General features: G+C 50.9%; 33 protein-coding genes. 28 read left to right on the forward strand and 5 right to left on the reverse strand.

What is annotated here, in order from left to right:
* The first annotated feature begins 159 nt into the window (after positions 1-159).
* A complete protein-coding gene (locus tag ACL7TT_RS19355) occupies positions 160-336 on the forward strand; it encodes a hypothetical protein (protein ID WP_413396503.1) in 177 nt (58 codons plus the stop codon).
* A gap of 72 nt (positions 337-408) precedes the next feature.
* Here the strand turns inward: ACL7TT_RS19355 and ACL7TT_RS19360 are convergent, their stop codons facing one another.
* Complete coding sequence (locus ACL7TT_RS19360) at positions 409-687, reverse strand: hypothetical protein (RefSeq protein WP_413397847.1); 279 nt, start codon at positions 685-687, stop codon at positions 409-411.
* Between ACL7TT_RS19360 and ACL7TT_RS19365 the strand changes: the two genes are divergently transcribed.
* The 13 genes from ACL7TT_RS19365 (at position 686) to ACL7TT_RS19425 (ending at position 8,155) form a co-directional block, all read left to right on the forward strand.
* Complete coding sequence (locus tag ACL7TT_RS19365; protein ID WP_413397848.1) at positions 686-1,489, forward strand: LexA family protein; 804 nt, start codon at positions 686-688, stop codon at positions 1,487-1,489. The two genes, ACL7TT_RS19360 and ACL7TT_RS19365, sit on opposite strands and share 2 nt — an antisense overlap.
* 190 nt (positions 1,490-1,679) lie before the next feature.
* Complete coding sequence (locus ACL7TT_RS19370; RefSeq protein WP_413397849.1) at positions 1,680-2,030, forward strand: response regulator transcription factor; 351 nt, start codon at positions 1,680-1,682, stop codon at positions 2,028-2,030.
* On the forward strand, positions 2,027-2,362 hold the full coding sequence (locus ACL7TT_RS19375) for a hypothetical protein (RefSeq protein ID WP_413397850.1): 336 nt from the start codon (positions 2,027-2,029) through the stop codon (positions 2,360-2,362). The genes ACL7TT_RS19370 and ACL7TT_RS19375 overlap by 4 nt, the downstream gene beginning before the upstream one ends.
* Positions 2,359-2,664: a DUF6378 domain-containing protein gene (locus ACL7TT_RS19380; protein WP_413397851.1), complete on the forward strand. Its 306-nt coding sequence runs from the start codon at positions 2,359-2,361 to the stop codon at positions 2,662-2,664. Before ACL7TT_RS19375 ends, ACL7TT_RS19380 begins: the two co-directional genes overlap by 4 nt.
* Before the next feature lie 91 nt (positions 2,665-2,755).
* Positions 2,756-3,112, forward strand: a complete 357-nt coding sequence (locus ACL7TT_RS19385; RefSeq protein WP_306040249.1) for a hypothetical protein — start codon at positions 2,756-2,758, stop codon at positions 3,110-3,112.
* Between the two features lie 59 nt (positions 3,113-3,171).
* Positions 3,172-3,999 (forward strand): DUF2303 family protein, encoded by an 828-nt coding sequence (locus tag ACL7TT_RS19390; protein ID WP_413397852.1) that lies wholly within the window; start codon positions 3,172-3,174, stop codon positions 3,997-3,999.
* A 71-nt stretch (positions 4,000-4,070) separates the two neighbouring features.
* Complete coding sequence (locus tag ACL7TT_RS19395) at positions 4,071-4,295, forward strand: hypothetical protein (protein WP_413397853.1); 225 nt, start codon at positions 4,071-4,073, stop codon at positions 4,293-4,295.
* 78 nt (positions 4,296-4,373) lie between these two features.
* Positions 4,374-4,580: a hypothetical protein gene (locus tag ACL7TT_RS19400; protein WP_413397854.1), complete on the forward strand. Its 207-nt coding sequence runs from the start codon at positions 4,374-4,376 to the stop codon at positions 4,578-4,580.
* A gap of 29 nt (positions 4,581-4,609) precedes the next feature.
* Positions 4,610-4,837 carry a hypothetical protein gene (locus ACL7TT_RS19405; protein WP_413397855.1) on the forward strand — a complete coding sequence of 76 codons (228 nt, stop codon included), beginning with the start codon at positions 4,610-4,612 and terminating at the stop codon, positions 4,835-4,837.
* A 57-nt stretch (positions 4,838-4,894) separates the two neighbouring features.
* On the forward strand, positions 4,895-5,842 hold the full coding sequence (locus ACL7TT_RS19410) for a DNA cytosine methyltransferase (RefSeq protein ID WP_413397856.1): 948 nt from the start codon (positions 4,895-4,897) through the stop codon (positions 5,840-5,842).
* A 376-nt stretch (positions 5,843-6,218) separates the two neighbouring features.
* Positions 6,219-6,785 (forward strand): BRO-N domain-containing protein, encoded by a 567-nt coding sequence (locus ACL7TT_RS19415; protein WP_413397857.1) that lies wholly within the window; start codon positions 6,219-6,221, stop codon positions 6,783-6,785.
* 126 nt (positions 6,786-6,911) lie between these two features.
* Positions 6,912-7,115 (forward strand): DUF4224 domain-containing protein, encoded by a 204-nt coding sequence (locus ACL7TT_RS19420; protein ID WP_413397858.1) that lies wholly within the window; start codon positions 6,912-6,914, stop codon positions 7,113-7,115.
* The gene (locus ACL7TT_RS19425; RefSeq protein ID WP_413397859.1) at positions 7,112-8,155 is read left to right on the forward strand and encodes a tyrosine-type recombinase/integrase; all 1,044 of its coding nucleotides are present in this window, start codon (positions 7,112-7,114) and stop codon (positions 8,153-8,155) included. The genes ACL7TT_RS19420 and ACL7TT_RS19425 overlap by 4 nt, the downstream gene beginning before the upstream one ends.
* A 175-nt stretch (positions 8,156-8,330) precedes the next feature.
* On the opposite strand, the gene ACL7TT_RS19430 is transcribed toward ACL7TT_RS19425, so the two are convergent.
* Positions 8,331-9,422: a phage integrase gene (locus tag ACL7TT_RS19430; protein WP_413397860.1), complete on the reverse strand. Its 1,092-nt coding sequence runs from the start codon at positions 9,420-9,422 to the stop codon at positions 8,331-8,333.
* On the reverse strand, positions 9,403-9,741 hold the full coding sequence (locus ACL7TT_RS19435; RefSeq protein ID WP_413397861.1) for a helix-turn-helix domain-containing protein: 339 nt from the start codon (positions 9,739-9,741) through the stop codon (positions 9,403-9,405). The genes ACL7TT_RS19430 and ACL7TT_RS19435 overlap by 20 nt, the downstream gene beginning before the upstream one ends.
* Before the next feature lie 208 nt (positions 9,742-9,949).
* On the opposite strand from ACL7TT_RS19435, the gene ACL7TT_RS19440 reads away from it, so the two are divergent.
* The 10 genes from ACL7TT_RS19440 to ACL7TT_RS19485 all read left to right on the forward strand — a co-directional run bounded on the left by ACL7TT_RS19440 (position 9,950) and on the right by ACL7TT_RS19485 (position 17,902).
* A complete protein-coding gene (locus tag ACL7TT_RS19440) occupies positions 9,950-10,165 on the forward strand; it encodes a hypothetical protein (RefSeq protein WP_413397862.1) in 216 nt (71 codons plus the stop codon).
* A 10-nt stretch (positions 10,166-10,175) separates the two neighbouring features.
* Complete coding sequence (locus tag ACL7TT_RS19445; RefSeq protein ID WP_413397863.1) at positions 10,176-12,848, forward strand: hypothetical protein; 2,673 nt, start codon at positions 10,176-10,178, stop codon at positions 12,846-12,848.
* Positions 12,849-13,285: 437 nt separating this feature from the next.
* Positions 13,286-13,723, forward strand: coding sequence for a hypothetical protein (locus ACL7TT_RS19450; protein ID WP_413397864.1), 438 nt, complete (start codon positions 13,286-13,288; stop codon positions 13,721-13,723).
* The gene (locus ACL7TT_RS19455; protein ID WP_299947186.1) at positions 13,710-13,925 is read left to right on the forward strand and encodes a hypothetical protein; all 216 of its coding nucleotides are present in this window, start codon (positions 13,710-13,712) and stop codon (positions 13,923-13,925) included. Before ACL7TT_RS19450 ends, ACL7TT_RS19455 begins: the two co-directional genes overlap by 14 nt.
* 13 nt (positions 13,926-13,938) lie before the next feature.
* Positions 13,939-14,151, forward strand: a complete 213-nt coding sequence (locus ACL7TT_RS19460; RefSeq protein ID WP_413397865.1) for a hypothetical protein — start codon at positions 13,939-13,941, stop codon at positions 14,149-14,151.
* The gene (locus ACL7TT_RS19465; protein WP_413397866.1) at positions 14,151-15,350 is read left to right on the forward strand and encodes a hypothetical protein; all 1,200 of its coding nucleotides are present in this window, start codon (positions 14,151-14,153) and stop codon (positions 15,348-15,350) included. Before ACL7TT_RS19460 ends, ACL7TT_RS19465 begins: the two co-directional genes overlap by 1 nt.
* 82 nt (positions 15,351-15,432) lie before the next feature.
* Entirely contained in the window at positions 15,433-15,969 is a 537-nt protein-coding gene (locus ACL7TT_RS19470; RefSeq protein ID WP_413397867.1) for a hypothetical protein, read from the forward strand.
* Between the two features lie 232 nt (positions 15,970-16,201).
* Positions 16,202-16,624 carry a VOC family protein gene (locus ACL7TT_RS19475; protein WP_413397868.1) on the forward strand — a complete coding sequence of 141 codons (423 nt, stop codon included), beginning with the start codon at positions 16,202-16,204 and terminating at the stop codon, positions 16,622-16,624.
* A gap of 521 nt (positions 16,625-17,145) precedes the next feature.
* Positions 17,146-17,388 carry a hypothetical protein gene (locus ACL7TT_RS19480; protein ID WP_413397869.1) on the forward strand — a complete coding sequence of 81 codons (243 nt, stop codon included), beginning with the start codon at positions 17,146-17,148 and terminating at the stop codon, positions 17,386-17,388.
* Positions 17,389-17,623: 235 nt separating this feature from the next.
* The gene (locus ACL7TT_RS19485; protein WP_413397870.1) at positions 17,624-17,902 is read left to right on the forward strand and encodes an Ogr/Delta-like zinc finger protein; all 279 of its coding nucleotides are present in this window, start codon (positions 17,624-17,626) and stop codon (positions 17,900-17,902) included.
* Positions 17,903-18,352: 450 nt separating this feature from the next.
* Here ACL7TT_RS19485 and ACL7TT_RS19490 read toward each other — a convergent pair whose 3' ends face one another.
* Entirely contained in the window at positions 18,353-18,640 is a 288-nt protein-coding gene (locus ACL7TT_RS19490; protein ID WP_413397872.1) for an ogr/Delta-like zinc finger family protein, read from the reverse strand.
* A gap of 110 nt (positions 18,641-18,750) precedes the next feature.
* Here ACL7TT_RS19490 and ACL7TT_RS19495 point away from each other — a divergent pair, with 110 nt between their 5' ends.
* The 4 genes from ACL7TT_RS19495 to ACL7TT_RS19510 all read left to right on the forward strand — a co-directional run bounded on the left by ACL7TT_RS19495 (position 18,751) and on the right by ACL7TT_RS19510 (position 21,974).
* On the forward strand, positions 18,751-19,011 hold the full coding sequence (locus ACL7TT_RS19495) for a hypothetical protein (RefSeq protein WP_413397873.1): 261 nt from the start codon (positions 18,751-18,753) through the stop codon (positions 19,009-19,011).
* A gap of 204 nt (positions 19,012-19,215) precedes the next feature.
* A complete protein-coding gene (locus ACL7TT_RS19500; protein WP_413397874.1) occupies positions 19,216-19,407 on the forward strand; it encodes a hypothetical protein in 192 nt (63 codons plus the stop codon).
* 383 nt (positions 19,408-19,790) lie between these two features.
* On the forward strand, positions 19,791-21,776 hold the full coding sequence (locus ACL7TT_RS19505) for a DUF6531 domain-containing protein (RefSeq protein ID WP_413397875.1): 1,986 nt from the start codon (positions 19,791-19,793) through the stop codon (positions 21,774-21,776).
* A gap of 66 nt (positions 21,777-21,842) precedes the next feature.
* On the forward strand, positions 21,843-21,974 hold the full coding sequence (locus ACL7TT_RS19510; RefSeq protein WP_413397876.1) for a hypothetical protein: 132 nt from the start codon (positions 21,843-21,845) through the stop codon (positions 21,972-21,974).
* Here the strand turns inward: ACL7TT_RS19510 and ACL7TT_RS19515 are convergent.
* The coding region (locus ACL7TT_RS19515; protein ID WP_413397877.1) for a hypothetical protein at positions 21,938-22,117 on the reverse strand (180 nt) is incomplete at its 5' end. The genes ACL7TT_RS19510 and ACL7TT_RS19515 overlap by 37 nt on opposite strands.

The raw sequence follows: 22,117 nt of genomic DNA on the forward strand, positions 1-22,117 counted from the left end.
CGCGGTAGCCCTTAATTTTTCGGTGTTGATTTTCCATTCTGTATTCCAATATTTTCAGTTAAAAGCTGCCGAACTCTCCCGGCTGTCACACCACTCCCCAGGTGACGGGTTTCCCGGTACACTGCTGGCTTTCACACCAACAGCAACATAGATTTCCCTATGGAAGATTCATTCGAGCGCATTGCCGCAGATATCCTGATCGCCTCCATTCAACGCGGTGGCGGAAATTCCCCTCACTGGCCATCTGGTGAGATGATCGAAGGCGACTCCGAAAAACTTGCCAATGCCTTTGAAGTGATTTACGACGCAGTAAGCAATGCGCACAAAAACAAGTAATTGGACTTCTCTTTCCTGTATGGAAACCCATGGCTGGTGGTTGATTAACTGGTGTTGTCCTTGCCCTTACAATTAGTTAGCTCGATGGATAAGAGGGCGTGTCGCCGCTTTCATTGGCTTCAGGTTCTCAAGTAACTGATTCGCATTAAATTTGCCTCCGGAAAGCGCAGCCAAAATTTCGGCATATTCTGTTTCACCGGTGTACTCAGTTCGCGGTAGTCGCTCGTTGGTAATCCACTTATGCACAGCACTGGTGGAAATTTCACAGCGCCTTGCAACTTTCAAAGGGCCTCCAGCAAGCTTGACGGCCTCTCTCACGCCTACTGGTGAATCTAAATTTGGAGCATCCATGACACCTCCGAAGAGCCAACTTTTAGTTGATAATACATATCAACTGATAGTTGATCAAGCCCTATGCAATACTCAACCAATGGTTGACACTACTCAAATACGAAAAGAGTTCGTCCAGCGGTTGAAAGAAGCGCTTGACGATAAAGGCATCTCGAAGAATTTTGGCGTTACTATTTACGAAGAGCTGAAAAGACGCGGAGCCAAAGCAACAACACAGGCCATTAATAAATGGCTAAATTGTGAGTCGATGCCCGCTCGCGCCAACATGCAGATACTGGCTGATTGGTTAGACGTGCGGCCAGCATGGCTGCAATTTGGGGAGCACCCTAAAAGATTTAGCAACGAGGCGCGAGAGGATGCGTCTCCCTATATCTCTAACGTCACTCCTGGACCTGAAAATCTTGGTTTAGTACCACTGATTAGCTGGGTACAAGCGGGCGAGTTCTGCGAGGCCATAGACCCATACATCGTGGGTGATGCAGAGAAGTTAATGCCCTGTCCCGTGCCTCATTCACTACGCACTTATGCACTACATGTCCGCGGGGACTCAATGACCAGCCCCTACCCTGGTCAGCGTTCGTATCCAGAAGGAGCGATTATCTATGTGGACCCAGAAATAGAAGTGACAAACGGCGCCAGAGTGGTAGCGAAGATAGATAATCAGGCAACCTTCAAGACATATATTGAAGACGCCGGCAGGGTCTACCTGAAAGCAATTAACCCTAGTTACCCCCCCCTTGATGTAACAGGCAAGGAATTTCATATCTGCGGAGTGATAATCGGTTACTACATGCCGGGCTAAATAACACAGCTACGTAAAACTCCCCAATTTCCACAAAGCCCCATATGGGGCTTTTTTATCATCTGTAGATCGCCTCTTGATTTTCTGGTCTTATTTTGTGCCAATAATCAACTATTAGTTGTTGACATAAATCAACCATTAGTTGATTATCAGTCTTGTAGATACAACCACCCAAGGCAGGGACAGCAATATGCAGGCCACCAGCTCAACCCCTAAGTACAGGAAACTGGCCCCCCGCCAGGCAGAAGCGCTGACACACCGCGCTCGCGGACTTAGCAATGCTGAAACCGCCGCCGCCATGCACTGCTCTATCGCCAATGTCGCCAACCTGTTGACTGAGTGCTTCTTTAAATTGCACGCCCGTAACAGTACCGATGCCGTCGCTAAAGCCATTAAACACGGCCTGATCCAGTTCGGACTGCTCGCCTCCATTCTCGTCAGCGCCGGCACCGATTCCCAGGAACAACTCCGTACCCGATTCCAGCGCAAACCCACCATTAAAACTATTCGCATACGCAACCAGGGGGAGAACACCGTATGAAGCGCATCAAATTTATAACAGCCCCAATCACCGACTCAGGGAAAAACCCCGATAGGCCAGTGGTCGGCATGGAAACCGTTGTGCTGCAGGGCGATATCCTCGGGCATATGATCTGCCGGCGTAGGTTCGACGGCAGCCTGCGCTACCACGCTTGCCTAAACATCAACCCAGACGATCTCCTTAGCCCTGCTTCAGGCCTGGCACAGGGCCACGGCGCAAACCGCACAGAGGCCATACAAAACGCCCTCAGTGAAAGCCGGGAAGCTGCCACTGATTACCTCGCATCCCTCGATCACCTCGCACAGCAAATCAATGGGAGCGAAGCCGCGTGAGTTCTGAAACAGTTTCACCACCGGACTACAGCGCCCCAGCCTTTCTGGAAAAAGCCGCTCAGCATATGCGCGACCGTGCTGAACAACGTGATGCGGGAAATGGCGAGCGCTCCATGGCCAAAACCGTGACCGCATTCAATGCCCTCTACGGGTTTGAACTTACGGAAGAGCAGGGATGGCTGTTTATGGTGCTACTGAAGCAATCCCGTGCGAGCTGTGGGGTGTTTGTACCAGACGACTACGAAGACGGTGCTGCCTACTTTGCCCTGGCCGGTGAAGCCGCAGCAAAGAACAGGAGCTAAAGAATTTCCACCGCGCCCCTGGCGCATTCAGTCAGCTGTAACCGTATGGGCTGCCTGTGTGGGGCCCTCTTTTAAATACTTGGAGCATCCCATGGCTACTAATGTAAACCGGTTTATTTCAGAACTTGATGGCGGCGTCTTTGAGGAAAAACTCGCCCATATCCTGAGCGATGTTGCCTCTGCGGTCACGGATTATGACCGCAAGGGCGAAGTTCAAATCACCCTCAAGGTGGGGAAAATCAAGAACAGCCATCAGGTTCAAATCGAGCACACCCTGAAATACAAAAAGCCAACCAACCACGGCTCTATCTCCGAGGACAACGCCACCTCTACCCCCATGTACGTCGGTACCAAGGGCGCCCTGTCTTTATTCCCTGAAAAGCAAGACCAAATGTTTGACAAAAAAGGAGCAATTAACGGCGATGTAACCCCGATCCGAAACTCGTAGCTCAAAGAGTCATCGGCTTTCACTAATCACCTACCAAGACCACTAAAGGAAAATTGCAAATGCCCATGGATCAAAGCGCAATCAAGGAGATCAAGGAATCTCAAACCACCGCAGAGTTGGCAGCCATCATCGGCAGCGCTAACTTGGATATGCCAATCATGGCCGCTCCAGAAGGATTTAAAATTCACAGTCTGGAAAAGTATCTCCCAGGCCGCAACCGCTACCGTGGCCTGATGGAAACTGTCGCACTAGAGGATTTCACTTCTTATTGTCTGGATTTCGGCGGAGCTGAATCTGCTTGTTTCGTCGACCCACAGCGTATGACAGCACGATCTGTTTTCAACCTGGGCAGCGTATTAGAGCCCGGCCATGCTGACTTCACCGCAAAACTCAGCCTAGTCAAGACCGCGGAGTTTGAAGCGTTGCTGCAACTGAACGGCGAACGCTGCAAGCAGAAGCGCATGGCGGAGTTTATGGAGGACTATGCGGACAATATTACCTGCTACTCAAGTGACGGCGAGGCCATTCCGAACAGTAAAGCCGTTGCTGCAATACGCCGCCTTACTATCGAATCCTCCAGAAAAGAAGAGCACGAGACTCAGGATTTCAATACAAGCCGTAGTGCTTTGGAAAAAATCGAAGCCCGCAGTGATGAAGGCTTACCAGCGGGCTTTAGATTTGAATGCATCCCCTACAGCGGCCTGGACGCTCGCAGCTTCGACCTACGTTTGTCCATTCTTACGGGTGGTGACGCACCCACACTCACCGCCCGCATTAAGCGCCTGGAAGCGACCCAAGAGGATATGGGCAAGGAGTTACAGGAAAAATTGGCCAATGTATTCAAGCCCGCCAACATCAACACCTATATCGGCAGTTTTGCTGCGTAATTAGCTGATGGCTGTACCCCCACTGCTTGGGCCGCAGGTACTGGGCCCCTTTTTAAAAGGAGCAATATTCAATGAGGCGATACGCAGTTTTTTGCGGTAGCTACAACCTGATGATAGGTGGTGCAAAAGATTTATTGGAGTCATTCGAAACCCTCGAAAAGGCAAAAGAAAAAGTGGAGCAAATCCCCAAAGAAAATTCCTTTGCTAACTGGGTACAAATCTTCGACAAAGAAACCGAAGAAGTAACCGTTTATACCATCGTTGACGGCAAGTTAAAGGAAAGGACCGACGAATAATCACACCCCCTAAATAACTTCCTCAGCCCGCCTAGTGTGGGCTTTGTGGGTAGTAGAAAATACCTGGAGACCTAAAAAATGGTTGATGAAATAGAGTTCGACACCATGGAGGCTGACAGATACAGAAATGAGAATTTCGAATGTGATAGATGTGATAGAGACAGCGGCATTCCTTGGCGCTATGAAATTGATAATGACACTTTGGAAACTCTAAAAAATATGCAATGGCTTTATGAAAAGAGCGTATTGCTCTGCGACGAATGCAAGGTTGATGGCAGGCAATAAAAACTAACCAGGGACACCAGGAGCGAGCAATGAATATTGCAGATGCAGCAAAAGAATGGACAGGAGACCTATGCCCCCTACTGGATGAAGAGGTCGAGGCCGTGGGTTACAGACCCAATGAGCCCGCGAACAGCGGCGAATCCCCAGAGGAGTGGGCGGAGATTGCCGAGTGGGAAGACAGCCGCGCCGAGTTCTGGAAAGGCAAGTTTATCGAACTGCAAGCCAAGACCGTCCGTGGATCTGGAGGCGACAAATGAAAATTCCCAGTCCTGGCTGCTATAGCCAATGCCCTGGCGATAGGTAGGAAATAAGTGATGGCAGCTTATTACAATGAAATTGATCCCTTTTCCGCCCAGTGGTTACGGGAATTAATTTCAGCCGGTCACATAGCACCAGGTGAGGTTGACCAGAGGAGCATTGAAGATGTTTATCCAGATGAGCTTGTGGGATACACACAATGCCACTTTTTCGCCGGCATTGGAGTCTGGAGTTACGCACTCAGAAAAGCCGGTTGGCCCGATGATAAACCGGTCTGGACCGGCAGTTGCCCATGCCAGCCTTACAGCCAGGCAGGCAAGGGAGAAGGGGAAGCTGACGAGCGGCACTTATGGCCCGCGTGGTTCCACCTCATCGAACAGTGTCGCCCTGGAGCAATATTTGGCGAGCAGTCTGCAAGCAAGGCTGCACTCAGTTGGCTCGACCTTGTACAGGCTGACCTGGAAGGAGCGAACTACATCAGCGGGGCGCTCGATTTATGCGCTGCGGGCGTCGGTGCTCCGAACATCCGGCAGCGTCTCTATTTCGTTGCGGAAGATCGGATGGGCAACGCCAGCTGCACGAGACTGGAAAAGCGAATCAGCCAGCGAGGAGTTCAACCAGAAAAGGTGGTTGCATTCCCGTGGCAAGCCACTGAGCGCGCAAGTGACATTAATGGGCTGGGGCACACCAACAGCCAGTACGCAAGGGAGCACACCGGAAAGAGCTCTAGAGCGGAAGCAAGAAACCAGCGCGGGACAATCTGTAACAACACTGGCGCATCAAGTGCAGTTAGCAGGCCCGGTCCGACTGACGGCTTCTGGCGAAACCCTGACTGGCTCAGCTGCAGAGATGGAAAGTTCAGGCCAGTTGAACCCGGCACATTCCCGCTGGCTAATGGGGCTCCCGCCCGTGTGGGACGATTGCGCGGTTATGGCAATGCAATCAATGCGGAGTTAGCCACTGTATTTATCAGTTCTTATATCCAATTTAGGAGTGCGGTGTGAGACTCTGGCAATCCCTCACCGGCATCGCCGCACTCATTTTCTGATGGATTAAATAGGCATGAACATGCAAAAGGCGCCAATACGGAAGAGCACACTCCCCCTGTTGACAAAAATCGGGGAACAGTGCCATGCTTACCTCGCCCTCGCAAAATCGAGAGCCGGGATTGGTACCCCGTATCTACAAGGCGCCGGGAAGACGCCTCTAGCTGTATGCGTCTTTTTTTGTGCGCGAAACCTCCTTGTTATGGTGGGGTATTCGGGGGGCACTTGTGCCCGCCGTTTCCTTGTAGCGGTAGTACCAACCCGTTTACCCCGCCACCATTTCGAGATTGGTACCTCTACGGTGGCGGCTAACCCGCTATGCAAGGAGGCTATCATGCCTAATTCTCCTGTCATTCCGTTTGATTTTCATTCCCATACTGTGCGCGTCCTAAACGTTGATGGCGAAGCCCGGTTCGTTGCTACTGATGTGGCGGAGGCCCTTAACTACAGAGATGCGGCCAATATGGCTCGCAATTTAGATAGTGATGAAAAGGGTACTCAGATTGTGAGTACCCCTGGCGGCGACCAGGAATTGCTCACAATCAGCGAGTCCGGCTTGTATCACGCCGTACTAAAGAGCCGCAAACCCAAGGCCCAGGAGTTCCGCCGCTGGATTACTTCGGAAGTCCTGCCCTCCATCCGAAAGACCGGCGGCTACCACACCACTCAAACCACAGACGCCGACAAATACGCCCTGCTAAACGCCATGGTGGCTCAGATGCGCCTGCCAGGTAACCCAGTCATAGTGCCTTATCTGGACCTGATCCGCCTTGCCACCCGCTGCGACGCAATGATCAAGTTAAGCCATAAAACCGCGGGTTTGGCAGAGTGCCTGACACAAGACCTGCAACAGCTAAAGGCCGCAACCGGGAGAGGGCTTCTACTGGAGGATGGTACATGAACTATTCACAGGACCACATCCAATCTGGCTACCTGGAGCAAGTGTTAATGACCCCCGAGGGTTTGGTCAAGCTGGCTGCTGCTCTTTAGGTCGCTGAAGCGGTTTAGGTTTTTAAGGAGGAATTGCGTGCGTCTATTAACAATCGAGGAAATTCAAGAGCTGACAGATTACCGACATCCAAATAAGCAATGTCAAGCCCTTGTCGCTATGGGCGTTCGCTTTTTTCGCTGCCCAAGAACAGGACGACCGAAAGTACTTTATGAGGATCTTCGCCCGGAAGACCGACTAAATCAAAACAAGATGGAACCAAAATGGGAACTGGCAAATTGATTAATAGGCCCTTTGCCAAGGGCGTTCGTTGGAAAAATGGCGCCTGGCGCTATCGGGTGCCCCGCTGGCTCGATGCAGCCACCCGTCAACGAATCTTCGATGGTAAGGTGGAGTTCACGCTCGGGCGTACCATAGCCGACGCAGCTCAACGATACTCCGAGATAATGCAGGAATTAGACAGCGAAGCGCCCAGTATCAATACCATGAGTGACCTGATGGACCGTTACATTTCTGAGGTGGCCCCCCTAAAGGCACCAGCGACTCGCCGCAGCAACCTCATCAGTCTGAAGCGACTGCGTGCCGTCTTCGGGCATATGCCCCCTGGTGAGGTAGAAAGTCATCAAGTTTTTAAGTATCGCGACCTACGTCGAAGCACTCCCACATCCGCGAATCGCGACCTTGAGGTGCTTTCGCATTTGTTTAGCAAGGCCATTGAGTGGGGCGTATTGCGCAATGATCAGCACCCGATGCGCGGCCTGCGCATCAAGAATCCAGGACGCACCCGCAAGCGATATGTCACCGACGAGGAACTGGATGCTGCTCTACCCTACGCCAACACCTTTCTGCAGGCCTATGTCCGACTGAAAATGACATTGGGAGCACGCAAAGCCGACATGCTTCGTCTTGAGCTGCGCTCCAAGACAGCTGAAGGGATCAAAGTGCAGCCAACTAAGACAGCCGAGTCCTCAGGTAAGGTGACTGTCTACAAGCTGACACCAGAGCGCGAGGCCGCCTGGAAGGCCGCACTAGCGATACGCCCACAGCGCGTATCCAATATTACCTATCTATTCTGTACCCGTAAGGGTAACCCGTATATTGATGAGGAAGGCAACACCTCTGGATTCGACAGCATCTTCCGGCGCTGGATAGACAAGGTGATCAAGGAAGGAGTAATCCAAGAGCGATTTACTGAGAATGACCTGCGGGCCAAGGTAGCGTCGGATAGTGAAGATATGGAGCAGGCAAGGCGTCGTTTATCACACACCAGTGCTTCAACAACCAGGCGACATTACCACCGCAAGCCTGAAGAAGCCGACTGAATCAAGGTGATCTTGTGGGACAATTGGGGTTTTGTGGGACAGCTGTAAAAATCGAATGCTCTACAGGCCCCGTGGAATGGTGGGTCGTGCTGGATTCGAACCAGCGACCAATTGGTTAAAAGTCAAAAATTATGCTCTTCAGCAGTGCCCTACATGCCGCAAACCCGCATGAAACCTAGGGTTCGGTACTCACCATTACCCTGTTTTCCTCATTCGCGTTGACACTTTGTTGACACCTTGACGAAGCCTCCAAAGCCGCGAGAGGGTTGTTTGTAGCGGCCTCTTCGAGGTGTTCGGGTGCCAAGTGGGCGTAACACATGGTCATCTTGATATCAGCGTGCCCAAGTATCTCTTTCAAAGTAAGGAGATTCCCACCATGAATGACAAAATGGCTGGCAAAAGTGTGCCTTAGGACATGGCTGGCCTGCCCTTTGGGCAAATCAATGCCACTATCCTTGAGAGCCTTACGAAACGCGTTATAGCAATATTGGAACAGTGGACCACTATCTGAGCGCTTCTTGTACAACTCCTCCTCAAGCGCCTTACTGATCGGGACTGTTCGTGTCTTCCCACTTTTTGTTCTGGCAAATGTAATCCTACGATTGCGCACTTGATCGCCCCTCAAGCCTTGAGCCTCACTCCATCGAGCGCCGGTTGCCAGGCAAACTTTGGCCACCAACAGCACGTGCCCGGAATTACTTTGCTCCAGCGATGCCAGCAGCTTCTTGACCTGATTCTCTCCAAGGAAAGCTAACTCCCGTTGATCAATCTTTAGAGGGCGCACACCTGCAAGTGGATTTTCAGGATGCCACTTTCCCAAGCGGGATAATTCATTGAACATAGCCCGCAAATAGGTCAGTTCATGATTACAGGTTTTAGCGGTAATTGATCCACGATGGCGCTTGTTAGCCTTGAGTCCTCCGGCCAGACGTTTCTGCCGAAATTCCGCATAGAATTCGGCTGTAACAGACTTGGCTAAAGGGTCTCCCATCATATCGCAAAGGGAAAAAAGCCAATTGCGGCGCTCCTCACCTCTTTTAAGAGTGTGCCCATGCAACTTGTACCAAGTGTTTACCAAGGCGCGTAAACTCCGTTTGTCTCTCTGGGGCGGCGCCCACCCTCCCCTATCGGCGTCTGTCCGTTGCACCCTTTCCCAGCGGACGCATTCCACCTTAGTATCAAAAGTGCGGCGTACCCGCTTGCCTCCACGACCTTCAGGCTGGATATCTACTTGCCAGCGGCCACTCTCAAGTTTGTTGATCGCCATTGTTTGGTTCCAGAAAAGCTGCATTAGGCGTTAAGCCAATATTGATTCGTACAACCAATAACTTGCTGAGCTCCCCCTTACTCTGGCGAAGCTGTTCCACAGGGATAGTGCCGCCAAAAGCTATCCAGGGCAGTAATTCCGGCATTGATTTTCCGAAGGCAGCAAACACCTCTTCGGTGACTCTGTGCCGACCGTATTCAATATTTCTGATTTGATACGACTTCAAGCCCAAGGCATCCGAGAATTCCTTTTGAGTGAAGCCAAGTGCTTCCCTGACTATTCGGAGCCGTTCCCCCGGCTTTTCAGCTAGAGCTTCCATCCGCCTTACCCACCTTTATTGCTCTTTACGGCGGCGCATCTTGCCCAAAGGTTACTGTGTTTACAACTAAAAGTATTTATTTAATAACAAACATAATCAATTGAGCGACAAAATCTTATTTTAAAATTGATTATGTATTGATTTAATACATTTACTTACCTAAAAATATCCACTGTGATTGTCAACCAAGAGCAATGGAGAGCAAAAAATGAACGAACAACTTGACCCACCACCCCTGAAATCCCCGGTTTCCACCCAAGAGCAGTTCGCTATAGATGCCGGTCTCACGCTGCCGACAGTCCGCGGCCAAGTGGAGCGCGGCCACCTCCCCACCATCAAGCTTGGGCGCTACCGGTTTATCAATATGATGAAGCTGGCCCAGCGCTGCCTGAAAGATGACGGTGGTAAGGCAAAGCACAAGTAGGGTGCAGGCAATGGACTACACCCAGATCAACCGGGATGTGGTGGCGGCACTGGAGGGGGACGGGGCGCTTAGCCTCGTCCTCAAGGCCAGGTCCAATATCTACCGGGAAGGAACCTGCCCCAAGTGTGAACGCAAGACGGTCTGGATCAGCGCCGAAAAGCCGATTGTGTTGCGCTGCGATCGCGAGGACAAATGCGGCTACCAGGAGCGGGTCCGCGACCGCTATCCGGATCTCTTTGAAAACTTCTCCAAGCGTTTCCCCTCCAGTGACGAAGACCCCAAGGCCACCGCCAGGGCCTATCTGTCCATCCAGCGCGGCTTTCCCACGGCGGATATTGAAGACTGGTTTGACCAGGGGTTTTACAGATTGCCGGACAGTACCTGGGCCGAAACCGTGCGCTTCTATCTGTACGGGGGCAAGGAGTACTACTGGGAACGCATTATTGATAAAGCCCATGTGGAAAAGGCGGGCAAAAAAGCACACTTTAAAAAAGGCGGCAGCAGTAGGAGAAAACACTGGGCACCACCAGGGCAGGAAATCCAGCCCGAAGACAGGGTCTTTATTGTTGAAGGCATTTTCCACTGCATCGCCATGACTCTGGCTGGCTATAAGGCTGTGGCGGCCTTTAGCTGTTCCAACCTGCCGCGGGCGCTGATCGAAAAGAATAAAGGTCAGGAAATTACCTGGTGTCTGGCCTATGACGACGAGCCCGGTGCGCGCAAACATGTTGCCAAATACTACAGAGAACTCAAAGACCGGAATGAAAGGGTCGAAGTCCTGCAGACCGGTAGCCGCAAAGACTGGGATGACCTGTATCGGGAAAAGCGGCTCAACGATACAACCCTTGAGGAATGCCAGTGGCGCGGGCGGGTATTTATTGCGCAAACCCCCAAGCGCAAAGCCTATGCGCTGTACGGCTGGAAGCCCTTTGGCAAAACCGTGATTGCCCACGGCGACAGGCTCTATGCCGCCAGGTTCTCCCTGGAGGAGTTTAACAAGGCCAATGATAACGACCCATTCGATTGGGACTTTTCCTGGGATGCCTTCAACCAGGCCACCAAAGTCGAGCAGATTTCCAACTGTGTACCGGAATTTCAATATACCGAGATTGACCGCCTGACCGGCGAGCGGCGTTACTTTTTCCAGATACAAAAAGCCGGCAGCAAACGCAATTACCTGGGGGCCTTCTCCCCCAATGCCTTGTCCGACCCCCGCGCCTTTGGTCTCGCGCTGTTATCCCATACCGATGGCGGCAGTTTCGAGGGCGGAGCGGGCGATTTAAAAATCCTCAAGGCGCGCTGGCTGGATGGGGAGGTGGCCCGTGTGACCACTTTACCCCACATGGGGTATGACGAGGATGCCCGCACCTATATCTTTCCCGGCTTTGGTTATCGCCAGGGAAAATTTTTGCCCGCCAATGCCCACGGTTTTTTACAACTGGGCGACACCGCCATTAAAACCACCTTGGAAGATATGCCGGTGTGCCACAGCGACCAATTCCACAGCCGCTGGTGGCCGGATTTCGTCACGGTGTTTCATTTCAACGGAATTGCCGCGCTGGCTTACTTTACCGCCAGCCTGTTTGCCCGCCAGATCAAGGAGCAACACCAGGCGTTTCATTTTCTGGAACTCACCGGGGAAGCGGACGCAGGCAAGTCCACGTTACTCCGCTTTCTCTGGAAACTGTTGGGGCGCGACAACTACGAAGGGGTGGATCTGCTCAGCACTTCCATTTCCAGCTACGGGCGACAACTGGGCAAGGTCAGCAACCTGCCGGTGGTGGTGATTGAAAGCGACCGCGAAACCAATGGCGGCACCGGCGGCAGACCGGGCAAATCCTTCGACTGGGACATCTTTAAAAAGGTCTACGACCTGGATGGGGTGATCGACTCCCGCGGCGTCAAGACCAATGACAACAAAACCCACGATCGACTGTTTCGCGGCACCCTGGTGATCAGCCAGAACGCCACGGTGCAGGCTTCCGCTGCGATGCTCTCGCGCATTGTGCATCTGCACTGCACCACTGCTCACAAACGCCCCGAGAGCCGCCCCCTGGCCGATCGCCTCAAGCGGGAACCGGTAAAACACCTGGCCGGCTACCTGCACTGCGCCTTGACTTGCGAGGATGCCTGGCTGGCCCAGTTTTTTGCCGCCTTTGACCGCCACCGGGAAACCCTCAGTGCCGACGGTGGCATTACCCAGGGCCGCGTGATCGACTGTCACGCGCAATTAATGGCCGCGGTGGACGCCCTGCAGGTCTTGCTGCCGGCCTGCAGTGGCGATCTGCTTCGTGCAGTACAAGCGCATTTACAGGAACGTGCCCGTGACCGCCAACGCCGCCTCAATAATGATCACCCCATCGTGGAGCAGTTCTGGGACACCTACCACTTTATCAATGACCAGGGGATGCACATCGATGATCAGGACGGTGAACGGGACCTCCCCATCGAACGCCTGAACCACAGCATCGACCCCGCTTTAATCGCCATCAACCTCAACGAGTACCTGGAGCACTGCCGCAAGCGGGGCCAGGAGCTGGTGCCGGTGGCCGAACTCAAGCAGCTGTTGCCTACCAGCCAGCGTTACCCCTTCACCAGCTACAAGCGGGTTCGATCGAAGCGGGAGCCGGGATTTAGCCCCTGGTGCTGGGTATTTCGCAGGAGTGGCGGAAATGGCCAATGAATCTGCGATTTGTATTTTTTTTGTTCTGTGGGGCAAAGAGAAAAAATGCGGGGGACGGGGTGTAAAAAACATGGAACAAGGCGGAACAAGAGATAAATAGAAAAGAAAAAACAATTAAATCAATGAGTTAAAGGGTAAAGCGCAATGGAACAATTTTGGAACATTTATGGAACAACCCGGAACACGGCATTGGTAACAAGTTCCGAGTCTGTTACCAAAATCAGCCATCGCCCCAAATGCCGCAAAGCCAGTAACCACGGGGCCTGCAGCAATATCGGAAAATCTCTGTTCCAAGTTGTTCCATTTCCTATGGAACAAGGAAACACCCCTGCAGACCGCATAAATCCTGGGGTGCAAGTTGAACTGTCCGCCTTGTTCCATTGTTCCGGGTTTTTTGAGGGGGTCCGCGCATTTTTCTTACAAGGCACTGCACGGCCATGAACCAGTGTCGGCTGCGGCTTTTCCACCGCGTGAGCGAAATGCAGGTCTATCACGCCTGGATCAACAACGCTGCCGTGCATCGCGCCTCCAGCTGGAGCGCGCTGGTCTGTGACGAAGTGCTTTTCGGTTGTCTCGCCCGCGAGGCCGCCTACACCCACCGCGGGCAAAGTCCGCGGGCATTTTCACCACTGGAGGGACACCCGATGGGAAATGAGGTTGTTGTACTGGATCTGGCCCAGGTCCGGCAGATTCGCTTGGCGCTGGCCTTGTGTCGCGAGCGCATCGCCTGCCCTGCCACCACCACGGTGGTTCAGGAAGAGGCCATGCGCGAGCTGCGCGCCGCGCAGGCAATTTTTCTGGAGCACGAGGAGCGTGTGAGCCAACTGCAAACCCTGAACCGGGAACTGCTCGGAGGTGGTCATGTGTGCGCTTGATATCCATATCACCCTTTTTCCCGAGATGGCAGACAAGGTTCGCGCCTGGGTCCGCCGCCGCAAAGAGCTGGAGATGCTGGGAGAGCTGGGCAAATTGTCCCCACGGGAGGCACAGGAACGCCGCCAGATTGACTTCCAACTGGCAAGATTTACTAGCGCGATGATGCAACTTGTAGAGCCGGTGCAGCCGACGCTGCATTAATGGAGGCAGCACCATGAGCACTCAACTGTATGCAGCCATCCGCGAAGACTCCAGATACTTTTACCAGAACCCGCCTCAGCGGGCCTTGCCGTTCCCGGTGAAAATCCTCGACACCACGGATTGTTACCGCGTCAAGGGGAACGGCGACCAGTACCGCCTTGCCGATGTTTGCTTGTTTGTAAAAGCCGGTAACAGCTACCGGCCACTGAACGGGGGGGCGGTGTAATGAAACTCTGGCGCTATGTGATTGGCCTGGCAGCGCTGATTTTCTGCGGTACCTCGCTGGTATTTTCCGTAGGCCTGTGGATCTCTATCCCCGCCGCGGTGGCTGGAAAGCTGGTGGCGGGATTAACCGCTTGCGCCCTGGAGCTGTGCAAATTCGCATTCGCGCCTTTTGGATTGTGGCTGCGCGCCCAGGGCCGCCCGGTGGGCTATGTCTTGCTGCTGCTGTGGCCGCTGCTGGTGGTGATCAGTATTGCGGCCACGGTAGGGTTTCTGGCTGGCCATGCAGCCCAGCAGCAACAGTTGAACGTTCGAAACAGTCTGGAATACCAAACGTTTAAACAGAAGCTAGCCAGTTATGAACAGCAAATCACAAGCCTAAACGGTGTCATCGAAACCGACGTTAAAAACGGCTACCGGCAGCGGGCGTTGAAAACGGTTGAACGGTTGGTGGCACTGGAGCAGCAGCGCAACCAGGTGCTGGCCCAGCTCAACACCCTGCGTGTGCCGGCCACAGACAGCGCCCAGGCCGCCTTTGCCAATTTTGCGGCGCTGATCCATATCAATCCCGCAGTGCTGCAGCAGGGCGGCCTGCTGGCCTTGGCCATTGTGACGGATGTGGTTGGCCTGGTTGCACTGCTTGCGTTTAACAGTTCAGGAGCGTTTAGCACCCGTATTGAACGTTTAGCCCCCAGCGCTGAACGTTCAACCCCAACCCCTAAACGTTCATGCCAGACCGTTGAACGTTCAGGCTCAATTTCTAAACGTTCAGCTCAAACCGTTGAACGTTCAACCCCAGTTTCTAAACGTTTAGCCGAGGGCGTTGAACGTTCAGACCCAATTTCTAAACGTTCAGCCCAAACCGTTGAACGTTCAATCCCAGCTTCTAAACGTTCAACCCAGACCGTTGAACGTTCAGCAGTCACTGTTGAGCAGAAAAAAACGGTTGTAGATAACGCCAAAAACAATCCCAAGCTTAACCCCCAACAAGTGGAGCTCGCCACCCGTATCCGGCTCGGTGAGTTCGGCTGGCAACCGGTGCTGCGCAAGATTAACCGGGCAGTGCGCGGTGGCAATCTGGTGGTCAAGCCCGTGTTCGATTCCCTGCTGGCCAGCGGTGAACTGATACGCAAGGGGCGCGGCTACGCACTGGTAGTGAGCCAGGGCAAAGGCGCCCAAATGAACGGTAGCAATCTCAAATGATTTTTCTTGCGCTTCGGCGTATTCATCCAGCAGTAACCACCAGGGCTGCAGGCACTGAGCCCATTTTTAAAAGGATCTGACTATGGAAATCCAACTAGAAAGCACCCAACCTCCCGTTACTACCCAGAAACCAGTACAGCCTGAAACCCCCGAATGGACAAAATTTGCAGGAAACGAGACTGGTGATCTTCCGGCAGGGATTGAAGCAGATACCCCAATCGCTATTCGCCTGCGCGAAGGTAAAGAACTGTTTGCGTTTGCTGGTGACTCGTTTGACCTGCCCCTCGGGGATTGGGATCACGACGACCATGAAAAAGACATCGTGGCCTACCGCCTGCTGTCCCCCAAAGACGCGCGAGAGTTTATCGGAGCCCAAGCCGTTATCAAATACGTCTCCAGACACTTGGAAGAAGACATTGATCACTGGGCACGTCTTACCCATGCTCTAAAAGCAAGATTCGACAATCCCCTGTTGGAATACATGCTGCCCAAGCTGGTTGCCGCCCTCCGTTCCCCTGAAGGCTGCGGACATAAAGCAGTCGCTGCAAACGTCACTCAATCCGAAGCCTGGGTTTTACAGCAAGCCATGCCGGCGTTTAGAACACCATCTAAACACTGAAAACTTCGAACCGATGGAAGGCCGACACCTAGCCCTCTCCCTTGTAAATGGAGGGGGTTAGAAACTTTAACCCCACACCTTTCGGCCACTACGCCTACAGACAGGTTCGGTGTATCCACAAAAACCTCTTATCACACGGAAGAAAACACTTTACCTCAACCAAACATGAGGTTTTATCCTGTATTTATCAACACAAACGAGCCGGATTGATCCACGAAGAAGGAGAAAGGTTATGATGCATTTGGAACATGTAAATCTGGTGGTAAGGGACATCCCCATGAGCCTGAGTTTTTATCAGGCTGTCTTCCCACACTGGCAGATCAGGGGTGGCGGAGAGGGAGAATGGTATGGAAAACCCAGAAAGTGGCTGCATTTTGGTGACAATTACCAATATCTGGCTCTCAGTGACCACGGTGACAGTGATAACCGGGATCTGACAGGCTCACAGGTTGGCCTCGCTCACTTCGCATTTGTCACCGACAACCTGCAGAGGCTCATAGAGCGACTGGATCAAGCCGGATTCCGGCCCTATAAAGACGGAGCCGAGTCACCTCACCGAAAGAATATTTACTTTCTGGACCCGGATGGCTTCGAGGTAGAGTTTGTAGAATACCTCACGGACCTGCCTGACGAGCGCAATCACTACGATATTTAACCCTCCCGATGCTGTCTCCACAGTTTTGTGGAGACAGCCTGCCCCTGCCCCACCATCACAAAATCTTTTTATTACAAGGCATTACAATCGATGTCAGGCTTTGTCAGAACATCAGGGAGAGGACTTATGCTCTCGAAGAGGCTGCTCTCGAAGAGGCTGCTCACGGACAGGGGGCCGGCAACCCGTTACACCTTTCTTTTTCCATTCCAATACGAGCAAGGATTACCCATGTGATGCGATTGTAAATACGCATTTCTGCAAGTTACCAGTCGTTTCCGCACGTACATTCATCCACCCTCTTCATCAAGGACCTCCATACTTCTTTAATGTTTAAAAAAGGGTTTTCTTGATTGGTAAAATTTCTCAAAGATATTAATGTCAAAGTTTATTTGTTATTTTTTTAAAAAATTAGAAACTGAAAATATTAGTTGCAAATCAAACTTCAGTTGGTAAATTGTTCTCTGTTATGATTTGCTTATAAGTCAGAACAATTCTCTAACAGGAAACTGGAGAATAATGCCATGGATAACTTTTCTGTAACTTCTATTTCGAAAGCTCAGGTTGGGCATCTGGATGTATGTCGAGCAGGTTTGATTGATGAAGTTTCAACTGTGCGACGCGCTCTTGACGCACTTAACCTTGATTCCCCCAAGGAATGCAGTGAAGCTTTCTTGCAACTGGTTGATGAAAAGCTGAATCGGATAGAACGGCGTATAGACAAGGAAATGAAACCGATCACAGGGTGGTGTGTTAAGAATCTATGATGATTTTTTTCGGCCTGAATTGATACAAACCCATATTCAATCCCGTACGGGCTCAATGCACCACAGTTGTCGACGTTCTTGCTGGATTCTTTGCTGAGCGGGTGCATTCATGCCCGACATTTCTATGGTCAGTGATTTGATAACTCTGTAAAAAACGCCAACATTCGTTGGTCCAGCTTCCCACTACAGGTATATCAGGTACTATTACTATGAACAACTGATCAAGGGCACAGTGATGGAAACCCAGGCAATTAACGAGACCGGACCCAAGCCGGTAATGGACACAACCCCCATGCGCATCGGCCTCTGTTGTCCCCACTGTGGCGCAAAGGCAAGAGCGCGCACCAGTCAGCAGATCACGCCGCTGTACCGAGAAATCTATTTTCAGTGTACGGATGTGGAGTGCGGGCATACCTATGTCGCCGCACTTTCCGTGCTGCATAGTCTCTCCCTCAGTGCGAAGCCAAACCCGGAAGTGAATATCCCCCTGTCCCCCCGAATTGTGCGCCACTGAGCCAATTGCCGCGGGTGCCCTCGCGGCACCCCGGTCCCTCCCCCTCCTTACCCTTGATCGTGCGTCGTTTTGCGTCGTCCGCAAGCCCCCTCCAATCCCCACGCAGCCCCCGCCGGGCCTGGCCTAAACCACCCTTCGCCAATAAGTCAAAATCGACACATAAAGACCGCAGGCGAGGCGTGGGGCTGACTGCGCGCGCCGGGGTGACGCGGAGTATGCGACAGGCTGCGGGATAGTTGAGGGAGGGCAATATAGAAGGCAACACAGTGTGATCAATGGTGAACGTCTTAAGGGTGAGGGCCTACAAGATATGGTATTCCGACACACCGTAGACTTCCAAGTGGATAACCGGTTCGGCCAGGTGAAAGATCACGCCTTCACGGAAGGCGTATTCTTCCTGCCAACCCTAATGAATAAAGCTGATTGCAGACTGGCGTACGTAGATAGAAGCTAATGCTTGTTTATGGAATCAAACAAAGCCAGACGGTCCTTTGCGGGCAGTGTCATTAACAGATTCTTAAGTAAGCTCTGTTGGTCGTTTTTTGGCGGACTGATGGTACGACAGAAAGCAAGGTCACACACAAAGGTGTGGCCGCAGTCCTGATTTTTGCAGGCACAATATAATTGTGAGAGTTTGGGATCGACTCTGTTTCTACTGGTGATAACTGCTCTGGACTCACATTTAATACAATGTATCATCATACCAAAATGTCCGACCCGGTAAATTCTATCATCCATTATACAAACAAAGGATTTAAAAATACAGTTTTCAGTCGCTTAGCTGTAGTTGAAACTTCATTTATTATAAAAATGCCAATCCCGATGCAACTAGACTGTTGGATGCCTAGGTGGCCTTTTGCATTACAGAAGGACAGTCTACCTGTAAATTAATCCGCATGCAGGCAACCCGGATGGATGGGGACGTCAATAACGGCGGTAAGGTGAACCAACTCAACCTGAAAGGTGAGGACATAGTGATTAATCCGGACCACGCTGTCAAACTCACCGCAGGGGGGCGCACAGAGGAATGCCTAGCGAGCATGGAAAGCATTCTGGGGTTGGCCATAGTCGACACTAGGGTGAATGTAGAGCGTGCCAGGCAGAGGTGATCGACGGGTGTGCCTATCGGTTACTGAAACTGGTCGAGGCTATGCAAGTCAGAGAGTGCATCCCTGGCAATAGCCAAGTTTTTAGATAAACCAGATGCATATTTTTTTGTTTAGTATACCGAACCCCACATCAATCAGACTCAAGGTCATACTCTGGTTCAAGTGAGCCACCGTTTGAGCGGAGTGTGTAAACGACATAGGCATATGCTGGCTGAGGATATTCCATTCAAGGCCAAGCAGCTAAAACTGGATTTTATTCAAAAACAGATTAATGCGGTGTTAGTGCAGACATCATTGAACACCGAAGCCGTCCTTAAGAATATTTATTGTTCTCGCTTAGTGAGTTTCTCTATTGTGAGTGATGCCACTGTAGAGAGCACTGCTGGCCTGCCATAGGGAATACCCAGCTCGAAATTGGGTGTACGCACCGCATATTGCCACTGAAAGTGAAGCCAAACGTGAAATAAATCACTATTCCTATGTAATGTAGCTGCAATATTTTTTGATGTAATGGCATGTAATTGACATTTGATGGCGCATTACGTGAACTCCTTTTGCGAACTGAGGGACGAAGGATTGAGAATTTTGTTGTTAAAATAAAAGAAAGCCACCCAGGAAATTGTTATCATTGTTGTCTTGCAGCGTTTAGACGCTGATTGATTTCTTAATCTACGGATTTTAAACCAAGCAAATAATAATGGATTGGCTGTAATTTTTTAGAATTGTTGGATTAGATTGAGCGCGAGACACATTTTATTGTTTCTTTAAGGGTTTTTGTGATGCATGGTATAAAAAAACAACAACTTATTTTTCTTATCGTTTTCTTTATTTTGGAAATTTTAACTCTGAAAGCAGCCGCTGCAGAGGTTTTCACCACTGATGTATTAAAAGTTCACGAGATTTATGGGGATCGGTTTCGGCTACCAGACCGCGACGCCGTGATCAGCCGCTGGAACCAAAAATCAAAAGAGAGTTTTGATAGATGTATGAAGCAAGCGGAATACAAAATTTATTGGTCTTGTAGTCATCATTATACTACGGGATCTGAGCCAGTATCAGGTACTTGGTATACCAATGGGGAACCAGACAGTGTTCATTATAATCTAGCGAGGTACAGCGTTAGCAGTGAGTATCCGGGTCGTGAGATAGATATTGAGGGACAGTTACGCGTAATTACTTATTGGTTTTGCCCAGATAACTTTAATCGTATTAGAGTTGAAGAAAATGGAAAACATCGAACTTATGAATGCCAACAAGTTGCCCCAATGTGCGAGCCTCCAACGAGATTTAATACGAAAACTGGCCTATGTGAAAAAGAATGCCCAATAGACAAACCGTGGGATAGTTCGGCCAGAGATTGCATCGCACCTCCAGAACCTGAGAATTGCTCAAATGAAGCCGGCAATCCGATTAACTTCTTTAATGGTCACAAATTACAGCGCGAGACTGTTTTTGAGGCTGAGGGTGATTTCCCTTTAACATTCACTTGGTTTTACAATAGCTTTGGAAACCAAAAAAAGAGCGGTGCCGGATTTAGTATCGGTGAAGCATTCTTAAATAATGATGAGCCTACTCCAAAAATACAAACCGTGTTACATACAGAGCCTGAGGTTATGGGAAGGCTACCGCGCATTTCTTTACCTTTAGGTAAAAAGAATGCTATGGAAAGGCAACTCGAAGTGGGTGTTGGTAATTATTTTGCATCTGTGAATAATAATTGGCGGCATAACCATAGTCTCTTTCTTGCTCACTACACACTACCTGAGAGAGAAACTGAAAGAGTTACGGAAAGGGTTATCGCTTATCGTCCCAATGGCAAGGATCTTCACTTCAAAAATGAGAATGGCATTTTTGTGGCAGAAGCCAATAGAGACTGGCGAGTAAAAAAAGCGCTGGATGAAAACGGTAAATTCACTGGCTGGGAGCTGAAAAGTAGCGAATATACAGAAACCTATGACAGCAATGGCCGTATTCTTCGTGTAGAAAACCAGCAGGGTCAGGGTATCACCTATACTTATAATGAGGTTGTGGCTGGGCCTAGTGTCTACACTATTACCGATGATAATGGGAATAGTATGAATCTCATTTGGTCGGGTCCTCGTAACCTTCTTGCAATCAGTCGCAATGATGGTTCTACCTACAGGTTTGGCTATACAAATAGTGATCTGTTGCAATCTATCACCTTCCCTGATAACGATAATTCTAAACGCATCTTCCGCTACGAAGACAGCCGTTTCCCCAATGCCTTGACAGGCGTAACTGATGAGGCTGGCAATGTCTACAGCACCTTCACTTATGACGATCAAGGTAGAGCGATTCGCACAGAGCACAACGGTGGTGCGGAATCCGTCGATGTGGAGTATGTCGATAAGAATACCCGTCGTCTTACTAATGCCCTCGACAAAAAAACTACCTATAACTACTCTGATGTGCATGGTGTGAAGCGTATCACCTCGGTAGAGGGTGAAGCATCGGCCAATTGTGCAGCCGCGAATATGAATTATTCCTACGATGCCAATGGCTTTGTTGCCAGTGAAACGGACTGGGAAGGCAATACCACCACCTACACCCGTGATAATCTGGGACGTGAGCTGACCCGCACCGAAGCTGCAGGCACACCTGAAGCCAAGGTAATAACCACCGAATGGCACGATACTCTTAACTTGCCTAAAAAAGTCATTACTTTCGAAGGTATTACCGAGTACACCTATGACACCGAAGGCCGTTTACTCAGTAAAAAAGTCACACCGGCAGAAGACTCTTAACAAGATCCGATTGCATAGAGTTTAAACAAAACAAACTAACAACTAAGAAGATTCGAAGGAATTGATATGTATTTCAGCAAGTCTATTCTTGCGGGGGCTTTTAGCTTATTGGTGGCCCATGGCACCCATGCGGCGATTACTGAGCAGAACTGGTCCTATACCTACACTACTGCGGGTAAGATGGAAACAGCAGATTGAATCGCCCTGGGTTTGCCGGAGGCAATTTGATTTGAGTCATGCCGCTTGGGCAGACTCGGCTTGCTGATAATACAGCTTTTCGTATTCGGCTGGAGGTATATCGCCAATTGGCCTGAGAATGCGGCGATGGTTAAACCAATCGA

The sequence above is a fragment of the Microbulbifer jejuensis genome (assembly GCF_047289955.1).
Lineage (GTDB): Bacteria > Pseudomonadota > Gammaproteobacteria > Pseudomonadales > Cellvibrionaceae > Microbulbifer.

What these genes read in the sequence shown, in the direction of transcription:
- ACL7TT_RS19475 (WP_413397868.1), top strand. Translation starts at nt 16,202, where the DNA reads ATGATGCATTTGGAACATGTAAATCTGGTGGTAAGGGACATCCCCATG.
- ACL7TT_RS19485 (WP_413397870.1), top strand. Translation starts at nt 17,624, where the DNA reads ATGGAAACCCAGGCAATTAACGAGACCGGACCCAAGCCGGTAATGGAC.
- ACL7TT_RS19400 (WP_413397854.1), top strand. Translation starts at nt 4,374, where the DNA reads ATGGTTGATGAAATAGAGTTCGACACCATGGAGGCTGACAGATACAGA.
- ACL7TT_RS19510 (WP_413397876.1), top strand. Translation starts at nt 21,843, where the DNA reads ATGTATTTCAGCAAGTCTATTCTTGCGGGGGCTTTTAGCTTATTGGTG.
- ACL7TT_RS19370 (WP_413397849.1), top strand. Translation starts at nt 1,680, where the DNA reads ATGCAGGCCACCAGCTCAACCCCTAAGTACAGGAAACTGGCCCCCCGC.
- ACL7TT_RS19470 (WP_413397867.1), top strand. Translation starts at nt 15,433, where the DNA reads ATGGAAATCCAACTAGAAAGCACCCAACCTCCCGTTACTACCCAGAAA.
- ACL7TT_RS19480 (WP_413397869.1), top strand. Translation starts at nt 17,146, where the DNA reads ATGGATAACTTTTCTGTAACTTCTATTTCGAAAGCTCAGGTTGGGCAT.
- ACL7TT_RS19385 (WP_306040249.1), top strand. Translation starts at nt 2,756, where the DNA reads ATGGCTACTAATGTAAACCGGTTTATTTCAGAACTTGATGGCGGCGTC.
- ACL7TT_RS19405 (WP_413397855.1), top strand. Translation starts at nt 4,610, where the DNA reads ATGAATATTGCAGATGCAGCAAAAGAATGGACAGGAGACCTATGCCCC.
- ACL7TT_RS19375 (WP_413397850.1), top strand. Translation starts at nt 2,027, where the DNA reads ATGAAGCGCATCAAATTTATAACAGCCCCAATCACCGACTCAGGGAAA.
- ACL7TT_RS19360 (WP_413397847.1), bottom strand. Translation starts at nt 687, where the DNA reads ATGGATGCTCCAAATTTAGATTCACCAGTAGGCGTGAGAGAGGCCGTC.
- ACL7TT_RS19355 (WP_413396503.1), top strand. Translation starts at nt 160, where the DNA reads ATGGAAGATTCATTCGAGCGCATTGCCGCAGATATCCTGATCGCCTCC.
- ACL7TT_RS19505 (WP_413397875.1), top strand. Translation starts at nt 19,791, where the DNA reads ATGCATGGTATAAAAAAACAACAACTTATTTTTCTTATCGTTTTCTTT.
- ACL7TT_RS19430 (WP_413397860.1), bottom strand. Translation starts at nt 9,422, where the DNA reads ATGGCGATCAACAAACTTGAGAGTGGCCGCTGGCAAGTAGATATCCAG.
- ACL7TT_RS19445 (WP_413397863.1), top strand. Translation starts at nt 10,176, where the DNA reads ATGGACTACACCCAGATCAACCGGGATGTGGTGGCGGCACTGGAGGGG.
- ACL7TT_RS19450 (WP_413397864.1), top strand. Translation starts at nt 13,286, where the DNA reads ATGAACCAGTGTCGGCTGCGGCTTTTCCACCGCGTGAGCGAAATGCAG.
- ACL7TT_RS19415 (WP_413397857.1), top strand. Translation starts at nt 6,219, where the DNA reads ATGCCTAATTCTCCTGTCATTCCGTTTGATTTTCATTCCCATACTGTG.
- ACL7TT_RS19490 (WP_413397872.1), bottom strand. Translation starts at nt 18,640, where the DNA reads ATGGATGATAGAATTTACCGGGTCGGACATTTTGGTATGATGATACAT.
- ACL7TT_RS19500 (WP_413397874.1), top strand. Translation starts at nt 19,216, where the DNA reads ATGCTGGCTGAGGATATTCCATTCAAGGCCAAGCAGCTAAAACTGGAT.
- ACL7TT_RS19465 (WP_413397866.1), top strand. Translation starts at nt 14,151, where the DNA reads ATGAAACTCTGGCGCTATGTGATTGGCCTGGCAGCGCTGATTTTCTGC.
- ACL7TT_RS19365 (WP_413397848.1), top strand. Translation starts at nt 686, where the DNA reads ATGACACCTCCGAAGAGCCAACTTTTAGTTGATAATACATATCAACTG.
- ACL7TT_RS19395 (WP_413397853.1), top strand. Translation starts at nt 4,071, where the DNA reads ATGAGGCGATACGCAGTTTTTTGCGGTAGCTACAACCTGATGATAGGT.
- ACL7TT_RS19440 (WP_413397862.1), top strand. Translation starts at nt 9,950, where the DNA reads ATGAACGAACAACTTGACCCACCACCCCTGAAATCCCCGGTTTCCACC.
- ACL7TT_RS19455 (WP_299947186.1), top strand. Translation starts at nt 13,710, where the DNA reads ATGTGTGCGCTTGATATCCATATCACCCTTTTTCCCGAGATGGCAGAC.
- ACL7TT_RS19390 (WP_413397852.1), top strand. Translation starts at nt 3,172, where the DNA reads ATGCCCATGGATCAAAGCGCAATCAAGGAGATCAAGGAATCTCAAACC.
- ACL7TT_RS19435 (WP_413397861.1), bottom strand. Translation starts at nt 9,741, where the DNA reads ATGGAAGCTCTAGCTGAAAAGCCGGGGGAACGGCTCCGAATAGTCAGG.
- ACL7TT_RS19410 (WP_413397856.1), top strand. Translation starts at nt 4,895, where the DNA reads ATGGCAGCTTATTACAATGAAATTGATCCCTTTTCCGCCCAGTGGTTA.
- ACL7TT_RS19460 (WP_413397865.1), top strand. Translation starts at nt 13,939, where the DNA reads ATGAGCACTCAACTGTATGCAGCCATCCGCGAAGACTCCAGATACTTT.